Source organism: Citrobacter sp. RHBSTW-00859, from assembly GCF_013729795.1.
In the GTDB taxonomy this organism is placed as follows: Bacteria; Pseudomonadota; Gammaproteobacteria; order Enterobacterales; family Enterobacteriaceae; genus Citrobacter; species Citrobacter braakii.
Genome location: NZ_CP056284.1, coordinates 1903086 through 1916381, shown reverse-complemented (window position 1 = coordinate 1916381; position 13296 = coordinate 1903086). Strand labels below are relative to the sequence as shown.

Below are 13296 nucleotides of genomic sequence, written 5' to 3'. Positions count from 1 at the left end.
AAACAGTACAATATTTACGTATTCAGTAAATTGCTATTATTATTTGGTATCGAAAACGGCTCACTTTAATGGACGACTTTTAATGTGAGCGTTTTTAATCTTCCAACCCACAACTTATTTAAACGAGTTAAACCTTGGGCCGCAACAATGAAAACAAAGGGCATGACAAAATACTTATAGCGCGGTTGAACTTCAATAAGAAGATAAATCATGAAATTAACCAAACACACCATCATAAAAAAATATAACTCTCTTGAAGGTTGAACACCTCTAATCATTGAGAGAAATACATCAGCTACACTGATTAAAAACAAACCAAGTATAAATGTGTAGTAAATCTTGTCAACAGAAATGAAAATATTAACTAAATCGTTCATGTAATGTTCTTTTCCGAATAACTTCACCGTCCTGGTAAGTTCACCATCATTAAATGTAAAATAAACTGGGCTTGGTGAGGACCACATGAAAGATTGCTTATCAAACACAAAACTCGCCACATCCTGAGGGGTTTTGTACGTTGCCTTAACATAATCAATAATTTCTTTTTTTCGTTCTGAGGCATCTTCCATCGCTAAAATATTAACATGAGAAGTATTCCACGCGCCAAGATGTTCTTTATCAAGACCAACCATAAATTTCCATTCAGGGTTTCTGTTATCAATTCCATATTGATTAACACCGGATAATTTGATTACGGAACTGGTCAGTAAATGAATGATGATATAAATAAAAAGAACTATACTAAATTTTGAAAATTCCCTTATCACATTGTTTCGGTCATAACGAACACATCCAACAATCAAACAAAAAAAAGCTGCAACTAAGACAATAATGATTTCTGGTCGCATTAGATCAGCCAACGCTAAGGAAGGTGCGAATAAGCAGGTCATTTCTTCCCAAGCTGACTCGCTGATTAAAATTTCGCGGATCTGGGCCGATTTTTTTCCCGCAAACACATCGAATCAGCCTATTTAGGCTATTTTTTCCACCATTTCTGGCGTTATTTCCGGTTTTTACTGAGATCTCTCCCACTGACGTATCATTTGGTCCACCCGAAACAGGTTGGCCAGGGTGAATAACATCGCCAGTTGGTTATCGTTTTTCAGCAGCCCCTTGTATCTGGCTTTCACGAAGCCGAACTGCCGCTTGATGATGCGAAACGGGTGCTCCACCCTGGCACGGATGCTGGCTTTCATGTATTCGATGTTGATGGCCGTTTTGTTCTTGCGCGGATGCTGCTTCAAGGTTTTTACCCTGCCGGGACGCTCGGCGATCAGCCAGTCCACATCCACCTCGGCCAGCTCCTCGCGCTGTGGCGCTCCTTGGTAGCCGGCATCGGCTGAGACAAATTGCTCCTCTCCATGAAGCAGATTACCCAGCTGATTGAGGTCATGCTCGTTGGCCGCGGTGGTGACCAGGCTGTGGGTCAGGCCACTCTTGGCATCGACACCAATGTGGGCCTTCATGCCAAAGTGCCACTGATTGCCTTTCTTGGTCTGATGCATCTCCGGATCGCGTTGCTGCTCTTTGTTCTTGGTAGAGCTGGGTGCCTCAATGATGGTGGCATCCACCAAAGTGCCTTGGGTCATCATGACGCCTGCTTCGGCCAGCCAGCGATTGATGGTCTTGAACAATTGACGGGCCAGTTGATGCTGCTCGAGCAGGTGGCGGAAATTCATGATGGTGGTGCGATCCGGCAGGGCGCTATCCAGGGATAATCGGGCAAACAGGCGCATGGAGGCGATTTCGTACAGGGCATCTTCCATGGCACCGTCGCTCAGGTTGTACCAATGCTGCATGCAGTGAATACGCAGCATGGTCTCCAGCGGATAGGGCCGTCGGCCATTGCCCGCCTTGGGATAAAACGGCTCGATGACAGCGGTCATATTCTGCCATGGCAGAATCTGCTCCATGCGGGAGAGGAAAATCTCTTTTCGGGTCTGACGGCGCTTAGTGCTGAATTCACTATCGGCGAAGGTGAGTTGATGGCTCATGATGTCCCTCTGGGATGCGCTCCGGATGAATATGATGATCTCATATCAGGAACTTGTTCGCACCTTCCCTAAAAAAATACCTGAGAAAACTAACGAGATGTAATTATTTTTAAGGAGGAAATAAATGCCAAGTAAAACAAAAAAAGTAGATAAGTGCTGATTTGATAGCAACGGAGAATAAAAAATCATTTCCGGATATAGTGAGTACAAACATGCAGTAACAAAGGCGATTTTATGAGAAAAGATCGTGCTGCATATTTTGTATATCATCACAGAAGAACCTGCCATGAAAAAAACATTCAAAAGCTTCAAAGCATCAATCGAGTGGTATAGATAAAGAACTAATGCTTGGTATAAAGTATATACCGATTGATATGCCCATATATCATAATAACCGCCAGGTCCAACATTAAAGGTGTTAATCGTACCATCAGCATACATACCTGCAGTCTGAAAAATTGTTTCAAAGTCGCTTTCTGGCTTGCTATTCACAAGCATGGTGATGCTGCCAACTTACTGATTTAGTGTATGATGGTGTTTTTGAGGTGCTCCAGTGGCTTCTGTTTCTATCAGCTGTCCCTCCTGTTCAGCTACTGACGGGGTGGTGCGTAACGGCAAAAGCACTGCCGGACATCAGCGCTATCTCTGCTCTCACTGCCGTAAAACATGGCAACTGCAGTTCACTTACACCGCTTCTCAACCCGGTACGCACCAGAAAATCATTGATATGGCCATGAATGGCGTTGGATGCCGGGCAACCGCCCGCATTATGGGCGTTGGCCTCAACACGATTTTACGTCACTTAAAAAACTCAGGCCGCAGTCGGTAACCTCGCGCATACAGCCGGGCAGTGACGTCATCGTCTGCGCGGAAATGGACGAACAGTGGGGCTACGTCGGTGCTAAATCACGTCAGCGCTGGCTGTTTTACGCGTATGACAGGATACGGAGGACGGTTGTGGCGCACGTCTTCGGTGAACGCACTCTGGCCACACTGGAGCGTCTTCTGAGCCTGCTGTCGGCCTTTGAGGTCGTGGTATGGATGACGGATGGCTGGCCGCTGTATGAATCCCGCCTGAAGGGAAAGCTGCACGTAATCAGCAAGCGTTACACTCAGCGCATTGAGCGACATAACCTGAATCTGAGACAACATCTGGCAAGGCTGGGACGGAAGTCACTGTCGTTCTCAAAATCGGTGGAGCTGCATGACAAGGTCATCGGGCATTATCTGAACATAAAACACTATCAGTAAGTTGGAGTCATTACCAACAATTCTACCTGGAGATTTCCTTTCTCCAGATACATTTTATTCAGGGTTGTAATTTCAAGTTCACCACGTCTGGAAGGCTTAACCTGCTTTGCCATTTCCACCACATGGCTGTCATAGAAATAGAGTCCGGTCACCGCCCAGTTTGATTTTGGTTTTAGTGGCTTCTCTTCAATCGATAATGCCGTGTAGTTTTCATCAAATTCAACAACGCCAAAACGTTCAGGATCCAAGACCTGATAACCAAATACCATCGCGCCGCTCGTAAGCTGTGCTGCAGTTTCAAGTTTTTTACCAAAGCTTTGACCGAAGTAAATATTATCTCCTAGCACAAGCGCGCATGGCTCATTATTGATAAATTCTTCACCAATAATAAAGGCCTGTGCCAAACCATCTGGAGAAGGCTGAACTTCGTAGGATAAACTGATTCCAAACTGTGAACCATCGCCTAACAAACGTTTGAATGATGGCATATCATCGGGTGTAGTAATTACTAAAATCTCACGAATACCCGCCAACATCAGTACGGAAATAGGGTAAAAAATCATTGGCTTATCATAAACAGGCAACAGTTGTTTTGATACGCCTTGGGTTATTGGATAAAGGCGAGTTCCGGAACCACCTGCAAGTACAATACCTTTCATCATTCTTTCCTTTCTTATTCTACCGATCCCAGGCGCTCGCCTGTATAAGAGCCATCCATTATTCTCTGCCACCAATCTCTATTATTTAAATACCAGTGTACCGTTTTACGAATGCCTGATTCGAATGTTTCTTGCGGTATCCAGCCGAGATCATTTTGAATTTTGCTGGCATCAATCGCATAGCGCAGATCATGCCCTGGGCGATCGGTTACATAGGTAATGAGATCTGCATAGTGATTAATTCCCGCAGGTTTATCCGTAATAATTTCATCGAGAATACTACAAATAGTCTTTACAACGTCTATATTTTTACGTTCGTTGTGGCCACCAATATTGTAAGTCTCGCCAACCTTCCCTTCAGACACTACTTTATATAAGGCACGTGCATGATCTTCTACAAACAACCAGTCGCGAATTTGTTCACCATTCCCATAAACTGGCAACGACTTACCCGCCAATGCATTCAATATAGTAAGAGGGATCAATTTTTCGGGGAAATGATATGGACCATAGTTGTTTGAACAGTTCGTCACCAGAGTAGGTAAACCGTAGGTTCGACGCCAGGCGCGAACTAAATGATCACTGGATGCTTTCGAGGAGGAATAAGGGCTACTTGGGGAATAAGGCGTTTTTTCAGTAAACAGTGGTAAATCGCTTCCGCTCGCTACTTCCTCAGGATGTGGCAAATCACCGTATACCTCATCGGTCGATATATGATGGAACCGAAATGCGGTCTTACGTGAGTCGTCCAGTTCTGACCAATACTGACGGGCCGATTCCAGAAGAACATAGGTACCGATAATGTTTGTTTCGATAAATGCCGCTGGACCTGTGATAGAGCGATCAACATGGCTTTCTGCCGCAAGATGCATGACCGCATCAGGTTGGTGCACAGCGAAAATTCGTGCCATGGCATTTCTATCGCAAATGTCTGCTCGCTCGAACGCATAACGCGGATCACTAGCAATGTCTACTAACGATTCTAGATTACCAGCATAGGTCAATTTATCTACATTTACCACATAATCATTAGTATTATTAATAATATAACGAACAACTGCAGATCCAATAAAACCTGCACCACCAGTGACGAGTATTTTCACAAGACTATTCCGTATTACGTCGCAATGTTTAAATTCAAACTTCATCCTGCAGAGCCAAACTGTGTTGCGTAAAATTATAAGCAAGCTACCGCCCCAGGCTCTACAGCTACCAGTATACTGAAAAGAATTACAACGTTATCAACTCTCCAGCCGAAACTGGTGAGCAATTTAATATAGGAGTTGGCACAAAATGCTAATCCTATATTCTCCCCTTAAACGCCCTTGAAAACAAGAAAAAATATCACCTTCAGACAAGTGCTAACGGGAAGTACTACTAACATTAACTGTTGATTCAAATATAAAAAAAAGGTAGCAATGAGAACTTACTAAGCTCTGAACAGCTCAGAATCCTTCTCTGCTACCTACTTGCAACTATCAGTCAAATCTTCGGATTATGAATTTATCACGTAAGCAACTTCTCAATGCTCTTACGGAACTTCGTTCCTTCTTTCAGGTTACGCAGGCCGTACTTAACAAACGCCTGCATATACCCCATTTTCTTCCCGCAGTCGTAGCTGTCGCCCGTCATCAGCATCGCATCTACCGACTGTTTTTTAGCCAGCTCAGCAATAGCATCCGTCAACTGAATACGCCCCCAGGCACCAGGCTGGGTATGCTCCAGTTCTGCCCAGATATCAGCAGAAAGCACGTAGCGCCCTACTGCCATCAGATCGGAATCCAGAGTCTGCGGCTGGTCTGGTTTTTCAATGAATTCAACGATACGGCTGACTTTACCTTCGTTATCTAAAGGCTCTTTGGTCTGAATAACAGAGTACTCAGACAGATCGCCTTCCATACGCTTAGCCAGCACCTGACTACGCCCAGTTTCATTAAAACGAGCAACCATGGCAGCCAGGTTGTAGCGCAGCGGATCCGCGCTCGCTGTATCAAGAATGACGTCAGGTAATACGACGACAAACGGGTTATCCCCAACAATTGGGCGAGCACAAAGAATTGAATGACCCAGGCCCAGTAACTGAGCCTGACGAACGTTCATAATAGTCACGCCTGGAGGACAGATAGACTGCACCTCGGCTAATAGCTGGCGCTTAACACGCTGCTCAAGCAGCGATTCGAGTTCGTAAGAGGTGTCGAAGTGGTTCTCAACCGCGTTCTTAGACGCATGAGTCACCAGCACGATTTCTTTGATACCTGCAGCTACAATTTCGTCGACAATGTATTGAATCATCGGCTTGTCTACGATCGGTAGCATCTCTTTAGGGATTGCCTTCGTGGCAGGCAACATGTGCATCCCCAGACCTGCTACCGGAATAACTGCTTTCAAATTAATCATTAAGTCATTCACCTATTCAATTGTTGCTGAATTATAGCTTTTTAGCTTGTTTTAGCCAGTATGAATTACATTACTCCGATGCAGCGTATGTTACGCCGCTTAACTTCGCAATGCAGTAATCTTAATCCCAGGGAGTGTCACTTTAGCCAGGAATGGTCGCAAAGTTACCTCCCCTGCCCCGGGAGTCGAAAATTCACCGCTTCGACATTCACCACCTGATGGTTTACCCGGTCGATGTCAACTGAGCTTTGCCCGCTTTCGTTTACCGCATGGACATTCGCCAGCGAGAGTAATGTGTCCTGTTTAGCCATAAACTTGCCGCGCACATCCTGACGGAGATCGAAGTGCATCTTAAGCGCGGGTCCCGTCGCGGATTGCTGCATCACCTTGATGTTACGTAAAAAAAGGTGCTGTGGTTGGTTATGCAACTCAAGCGTGGCACGTTTCATCTCCACATTGGTAATCGCCACAAATGAAGTCGCATTACCAGAGGAGATCTGAATACCGCGCAATTTGTATTCACGTTTCGTATTATCCAGATGGATATTATTTAACTTAAAGTTTTGTGGAATGGATAAATAACGCCCTTTGATTACGCCGTAACCAATGAGCATACCTGCGCTATTCTCCATATTGATATTATCAATTACGAAATTATCACATCCGTAAATAGCGACCGTCGCATTATCAATGCCCGCTTTCTTGCTATAATCCGGGGTGATATTTCGCGCGGTAATATTACGAATAATAAAGTGTTTGCCGTTCTCCACATGGACTAACTGTCGGCAGTCGCTACCGGTGATGTTCGCTACCACAAAGTTTTTTACCGCCAGTTCATCGGGATAGGTATTGTCATAGGTACTCCCCGCCAGACCGATGCCAATGCCCCAGTTCACGTTACCGTTGGTACAGTTGATACGTTCAATGACATGGTCAGAAATGAGGATGTTGCTGTCGTTTATCGCTACATTCCACTCGATAGCATCACCCTGTAAATCGCTAAAACGGCTGTTCGTGATCTTTACGCCGTCCATTCGATTATGAAAACCCTGACGCAAAATGCCATAGTTAGCACGCGTGACGGTAATATCATCGATAGTCAGATTACGCATCAGCCTCGAGGTTTTACCGCCGATATAGATTTGCGTCACCGGACCGAAACCGCTCATGGCAATCCCTTTTATCACACAGTCCGACCCCCGCACATCGAGAGTAACGTTCCTCAGGCTCCCGCCCTGCTCGCCCATCACCTTGCATCCATCCTGCAGAACAAAGCGCCCACGGCCATTGCCACTTATTCGTCCTTGCAGGAATAGCGTTTTGCCTGGTGGGATAACGATGGCGGTATTGATATCCTTACATTCCAGGCCTGTTGGTACGACGACCGTTTGTCCTTCTTTGAACGCCTGCCTGAAAGAGGCCACCCAATCCTGTGGGTTGTAATCCTGAATGTTGACGCTGCCTAGTGATTCTAGCGCCCGAACAACGGGAGAATGCAGCACGACAAGCGCAGAGCCTGCCGTCAGAAAAGTACGGCGTGAGAGTTTTTTCTCTGACATACAACCTCGATTTACATCGTTTGCAGCAGTCTGGCTAACTGTTTATTGATCGCTAACTGATTAAATTCAGTTGCAATTTTTTCTCGCGCGCACTGCACAATCGGCTGCACCTGCTCACTGTCGAGCAGGCTAAATGCCGCTAATCGCTCGGCCAGCGCTTGCGCATCGTTTTCCGGTGCCAGCCAGCCAGACTTGCCCGACTCGACCAGTTCAGGGATCCCACTATGGACGGTGGAAATCACCGGGATGCCCACCGCCATCGCCTCCATCAGCGCCACCGGGATCCCCTCCATATCGCCATCCATTCCGGTAATTGAGGGCAGCAAAAAGACATCGGCCTGCTCAAGCATTTCCTTCACCTGATGACTGGGTTTAAAGCCAGGCATCTCAATCACATCATCAAGTTGATATTGCTCAATTAGCGTACGCAGACGACGCTCCCAGGGGCCAATGCCAAGGATGCGATAACGGAATGCGACGCCCTGCTCTTTCAACTGACGACAGGCTTCGATGGCAACGTGCAGTCCTTTTTTCTCAGTTAACCGGGCTACAGAGATAATCTCCAGCGGTGCGGCTGGCGATTTCAACTGGCGGGGCGTAAAGCGCGTCATATCGATTCCCATGCGCGAGACCGCGATTTTCTGCGGCGGGCACCCCATATTTTTTAAACGTCCGGCCCAGAGGTTGCTGATAGGTAACATCAAATCCCCACGTTCAAACAGTTGCTGATATTCAGGAGTGTAGTGGGCAAGCACATCCCGATGCGAAACATCAATACCGTGAAATACCGTGGCAATTTTGCCGCGGATCATCCCAAGCTCACGCAGCTTGGCGGCCGTTACGCCTGCGGGTCCAAAATGAGCGATAAAGACATCCGCTTCAAACGCCCGCGGGTTCGCGCCACAAATGGCCGCCAAAATCAGATTGCGCGCCTCATCGCCATAGCGTGAAACATTCAGCGCTTTCCAGGTGGCTGCGCGGGTAATACCGCGCAGGGCCGCTACTGCCCTATACTTAAGCTTCGCCAGTTTGCTGTTCGGCTCATTCAGTAACCAGCGCGTTTTTTCACCCAGACGGTAGGTATTAAATGAAGCATGGGTATTTTCAAGATCGCCCTTGTGCAACGCGACAATTTCCACGTCGTAGCCCATGTCGATAAATGCGGTAATCTGATTGAGTACAAAGGTCTCGGAGGAGAGCGGAAATTTAAGCAGGAAAAAGCCAACCTTCATTTTTCCCCCTCAATACGCGTTAAAACCGATTGCACCATGTTCACCCCACGTTCACGCTCACGCCTAACCGCGTCGCCGAGACGTATGTTCAGCTCAGGTAGCTGTCCGAGAGCATCGGCGACCTTCCCTTCCAGGCTGCCATCGAGCAGATGGCGAATATCGACGGCCATCTCTGCTAACCCCAGTTGTTGCATGATCCCTGCCGATTTATGCTCATAATTAATGGCGATGGCTGGCGTCATAAAATTCATCGAGATGATGGCCGAGTGTAAACGAGTCCCCACCGTCAGATCGCATGCAGCCAAAATTTTCCCCATCTCCAGGTCGTTGAGTTCATCCATCACCACGTGATAACGGCCCGGGTCGTTAATATACTGGCGCAGGTTCAACGCCACCATGCGGTCATCTTTGTTGTAACTATCAATACCGGTACAGGTTGACAGCGCTATCACCTGGTAACCTTCATCAAGGATGCGGTTCACTACCCCGGCAAAGGCTTGCTCATAGGCCTGCTGCGTTGTCCCCAGACGCTTATCAAAAGGAGCCAGCTCACGCAGAGTAATGGCAACGGTCTTCTGTTTTGCCGCCATGTGTAACCAGTGCTGTACGGCATAACCAGGCTCATAATCCTCATCATGATTATTTACCAGCCAGGCGGTATCTACCCCGGTTTCGACTTTATCCGTGTTTATTGCACTGCGCTTCATCAGATCCAGACTGACGGATTCACGCAAAATCAACGCATTACAGTGTCCAAAAACGTAGTTCGCCAGTTGATTAAACTGTTCATCCTGGAATGGCCCCACGCTGTGGCCAATCATGTACAGCGGTTTTTTCGCCATAAACGTACACAGGGCATGTTCAAACTGCGGTACGCCATACAGATCGACAAAAAACGATCCGCCGACCTGGATAATGGCGTCGTAGCGCGACAGCAGACGAACAAAATCGGTAAACCCCTGGGCGATCGCGATATTGCGCAGATTACCGGAATCGGTGACACGCGAGAGCAGCACCTGATGCTGATAGCGACGACGCAGCACTTTCTTCACGCGTCCCATAACGCCCGCAGCATTATTGTGTTGCTTCATCTGCGAATACAGCGGATCGCCCATCACCGGGCGGTCCAGCAACCACGAAGAACTCACCGGATAACGGCTCATAACATCCACTTCAGTCTCAGGACGCAACGCGTTAATGGCATCCAGCAAACCGCGCAGAATCGCGCTATCCCCACGGTTCCCACAGGTATGGTTGCCTAAAATTAATAGTTTCATTATGACCTCTTAAAGCGTTGTTCTTATCCTGCACGAAGCAAGGTTTTCATTTTTTCACTGCGGCAAAGCTGGCGTTTTATTTCCACCACTAACGGATGGCGCGACACCACAATCATCGCCGCAAACGCCAGCGCTCCTGCCGCTACCTGGATCCCCAGTAACGCACCTGGCGACAGTTGGCTGCGCAGCATTACGTCCAGCGCATAGCTCACCACAAGGGTAGGTAAAGAGAGATATAACGGCAGCCACAGACTGAGCATGTACTGGCGGTAGCTGGAGCCAAGAACAGGTTTGATCATCACGAAGTAACTGAGGATCGTGTTAATCACCTGGACCAGCAAAAAGCCCAGCGTCACGCCAATCGCCCCGGCCTGATGACCACCGATGAAAATGGCGGGAATAAACAGAAAGGTTTTGAACACATTGAATTTGAAGCTGATGTCGACCCGTGCTTTCGCCATCAGCAGTGAACCGATCGGATTCCCCACAGATCGCAGCAGTCCAACAATGCACAGCAGTTGCAAGACGGGAATAATACCGTTCCACTTCTCGCCAAATACCAGCGGCACCACATTGTTCGACACCACCATCAATCCCAGGAGTACCGGGAAGTTAATGATCCCGACCACCGACAGCAGCTTGTAAAAATTCACCCGGAGCTTTTCACTGTCGTCCTGAATTTTGGCAAACGCCGGAAACAGGACACGGGTAATAATCGGGTTCAGTTTGATCGGGGGAACAACCGCCACGTTCCAGGCAAGATTGAATCCGCCCGCCACGCCAGCGCCCAACGTTCTGGCTAAAACCAGCGTGGAAAGGTTGGTATTGAGGTAATTGATAATGCTGTCTGCCGTCAGCCACGCGCCAAAACGCAGGTTCGACGAAACGGATGCCAGCGAAAAATGCAGCCCCGGACGGTAAATCCGGCGACCAAAATAGCCGAACAGCAGCGTTCGTAGCATACTGTTCACCAGATACCCGAGAATGGCCGTCAGCGCGAGCGGCCAGAAATGGGCGCTGACCACGGTAAAGGTAAAACCGGCCAACACCGAACTGGTTTCAATCATGCCAATTTTGTTGAAGGCCAGCTCTTTTTGCATCAGCGCGCGAAACTGCTGCCCGTGCGGTATCACCACAAACGCCAGCGATAAGGTTTTGATGAGTGGCGCCAGTTCGGGATTATTGAGCACGCTGGCAATCGTCCCGCTAAGCAGAAACATCACCACACATACCACCATACCCAGCCCAACGTTGAGCCAGTACAGCGTTGTCAGCTCAAGATAACCGATGTCTTTGCGCTGAATAATTGAATTGGCGATACCGAAATCCGACAGCGTATCGGCCAGCGCAATGATCACCAGCGACACGGTTAACAACCCAAACTGGTGGTTATCAATAATCCGCGCCAGGACGGTCATCTGGATAAGTCCCAGACCAATAATGATCACCGTAGCAATCGCCGACCACTTTGCGCCATTAAGCGTTTTTTCTCGTAAGCTCATGTTAATACGCCGCTTTGTTCACAAAGCCTTTGAATACCGTCAGAAAAACAATTTTGATATCGAACCACACGCTCCACTCGCGAATGTATTCGAGGTCAAACTCCACACGTTTTTCCATTTTTTCCAGCGTATCGGTTTCACCGCGCCAGCCGTTGATTTGCGCCCAGCCGGTAATGCCCGGTTTCACCTTATGGCGTAACATGTACCCCTCGATCAGTTGGCGGTACTGTTCGTTGTGCGCTACCGCATGCGGACGTGGCCCGACGATAGACATCCCCCCGGTCAGGACGTTAATAAACTGCGGCAGTTCATCGAGCGACGTCCGGCGCAGGAAATTTCCCACAGGGGTAACGCGCGGATCGTTTTGCGTCGCCTGCGTCACCACCGCGTCGTTCTCCATCACTTTCATCGAGCGAAACTTCCAGACTTTGATCGGCTTCCCGTCCATGCCATAGCGGGTCTGGCGGAAAATCACCGGACCTTTGGAGGTCAGTTTTACCAGCAGCGCAATACCACACAGCACCGGGGAAATAAGCAGCAGGATCAGTGAAGCCAGCACGATATCTTCCGCGCGCTTTAACAGGCGATTAATCCCCGAGAGCGGCGTGTCATACAGCGGCACTACCGGAACGCCGTTCATCTCTTCAATCCGTGAATGCAGGATGTTGAAGGTAAAGACATCAGGAATGAGGATCACCGAGCAGGTGGTGTCGGCCAACTCACGCACCAGTTTTTTTACGCTGGCGCCATCGCTCATCGACATGGCGATATAAACGTTATGAATGCGTGAAGCTTTGGCGTCGTCCACCAGTTGTTGCAGATTACCGGCCCAGTCGCGGGAGTTTTTTCCAGGGATTGGGTCGTGATAGACCCCCGCCACTTCAAATCCCAGCCACGGTTCATGGCGAAAACTGTCCAGCAGCATTTGTCCGGCGGGCAGGTCGCCAGCCACCGCCACCCGGCGGGTGTTGTAACCACGATTACGCAGCCACCCCGCACCGTAGCGAATAAACGAACGACTCAACACCAGGCCGACGCTTGAAAGCAGATACCATGCCAGCCAGACGGCGAGACGGTTATCGAAATCGTTATTAAAGGCGATCAGACCTGCGCTAAAAATCAGACTCAGCGTCCAGTTTTGTAGTAACAGCACCAGCTCAGTGGAAATTTTGACGCCGCGCCAGGAGCGATAAAAATCCGTTATGCCACCGAGCATCTGAAAAACGACCAGCGTGATCAGCGCCACCAGCAGGTGCATATACAGGAAAGGCAAACCGCTTAATTCGCAGATCACCCACAACCCGCCAAACATGATGGTGATATCTGAAAAGCGTTGCACCATCGAAATTAACGACGCATTGGTTTTGGCGCGTTCGCGCTTTTTTAGATGTGTCATCGTGGTTCCTGTTAGTCACCCTTTGCCCA

At 48.4% G+C, this 13296-nt stretch carries 12 protein-coding genes and 1 pseudogene; 1 reads left to right on the top strand and 12 read right to left on the bottom strand.

Annotation, left to right across the window (positions count from 1 at the left end):
* Positions 1–65 precede the first annotated feature (65 nt).
* Genes HV302_RS09370 through HV302_RS09360 form a run of 4 tightly spaced genes read right to left on the bottom strand, consistent with a single transcriptional unit; the run spans position 66 to position 2492 of the window.
* The gene (locus HV302_RS09370; protein ID WP_326928703.1) at positions 66–848 is read right to left on the bottom strand and encodes a hypothetical protein; all 783 of its coding nucleotides are present in this window, start codon (positions 846–848) and stop codon (positions 66–68) included.
* 4 nt (positions 849–852) lie between these two features.
* Complete coding sequence (locus HV302_RS28225) at positions 853–1032, bottom strand: hypothetical protein (protein ID WP_326928702.1); 180 nt, start codon at positions 1030–1032, stop codon at positions 853–855.
* Positions 1014–1994 carry an IS5-like element ISKpn26 family transposase gene (locus tag HV302_RS09365; RefSeq protein ID WP_000019450.1) on the bottom strand — a complete coding sequence of 327 codons (981 nt, stop codon included), beginning with the start codon at positions 1992–1994 and terminating at the stop codon, positions 1014–1016. Before HV302_RS09365 ends, HV302_RS28225 begins: the two co-directional genes overlap by 19 nt.
* A gap of 45 nt (positions 1995–2039) precedes the next feature.
* Positions 2040–2492, bottom strand: a complete 453-nt coding sequence (locus tag HV302_RS09360) for a DUF2079 domain-containing protein (RefSeq protein ID WP_191212339.1) — start codon at positions 2490–2492, stop codon at positions 2040–2042.
* A gap of 55 nt (positions 2493–2547) precedes the next feature.
* Between HV302_RS09360 and HV302_RS09355 the strand changes: the two genes are divergently transcribed.
* Positions 2548–3245 (top strand): IS1 family transposase gene (locus HV302_RS09355; protein ID WP_223429336.1). Its coding sequence is split into 2 segments (ribosomal slippage): positions 2548–2797 and positions 2797–3245, totalling 699 coding nucleotides; the frame shifts between segments, so codons are not numbered across the junction.
* 14 nt (positions 3246–3259) lie between these two features.
* Here the strand turns inward: HV302_RS09355 and rfbA are convergent.
* From rfbA to wcaJ, 8 genes and pseudogenes are all read right to left on the bottom strand, one after another.
* Positions 3260–3904: pseudogene (gene rfbA / locus HV302_RS09350) on the bottom strand (glucose-1-phosphate thymidylyltransferase RfbA); the annotation flags it as partial.
* A 14-nt stretch (positions 3905–3918) separates the two neighbouring features.
* Positions 3919–5007, bottom strand: a complete 1089-nt coding sequence (gene rfbB / locus HV302_RS09345) for a dTDP-glucose 4,6-dehydratase (protein ID WP_200046973.1) — start codon at positions 5005–5007, stop codon at positions 3919–3921.
* 403 nt (positions 5008–5410) lie between these two features.
* On the bottom strand, positions 5411–6301 hold the full coding sequence (gene galF / locus HV302_RS09340; protein ID WP_181627243.1) for a GalU regulator GalF: 891 nt from the start codon (positions 6299–6301) through the stop codon (positions 5411–5413).
* 164 nt (positions 6302–6465) lie between these two features.
* A complete protein-coding gene (gene wcaM, locus HV302_RS09335) occupies positions 6466–7860 on the bottom strand; it encodes a colanic acid biosynthesis protein WcaM (RefSeq protein ID WP_181627242.1) in 1395 nt (464 codons plus the stop codon).
* Positions 7861–7871: 11 nt separating this feature from the next.
* Complete coding sequence (wcaL, locus tag HV302_RS09330) at positions 7872–9092, bottom strand: colanic acid biosynthesis glycosyltransferase WcaL (RefSeq protein WP_181627241.1); 1221 nt, start codon at positions 9090–9092, stop codon at positions 7872–7874.
* Positions 9089–10369 (bottom strand): colanic acid biosynthesis pyruvyl transferase WcaK, encoded by a 1281-nt coding sequence (wcaK, locus tag HV302_RS09325; RefSeq protein WP_181627240.1) that lies wholly within the window; start codon positions 10367–10369, stop codon positions 9089–9091. Before wcaK ends, wcaL begins: the two co-directional genes overlap by 4 nt.
* A 23-nt stretch (positions 10370–10392) precedes the next feature.
* Positions 10393–11871 carry a colanic acid undecaprenyl disphosphate flippase WzxC gene (gene wzxC, locus HV302_RS09320; RefSeq protein WP_047500570.1) on the bottom strand — a complete coding sequence of 493 codons (1479 nt, stop codon included), beginning with the start codon at positions 11869–11871 and terminating at the stop codon, positions 10393–10395.
* Between the two features lies 1 nt (position 11872).
* Positions 11873–13267 (bottom strand): undecaprenyl-phosphate glucose phosphotransferase, encoded by a 1395-nt coding sequence (gene wcaJ / locus HV302_RS09315; RefSeq protein ID WP_016156914.1) that lies wholly within the window; start codon positions 13265–13267, stop codon positions 11873–11875.
* Positions 13268–13296 lie beyond the last annotated feature (29 nt).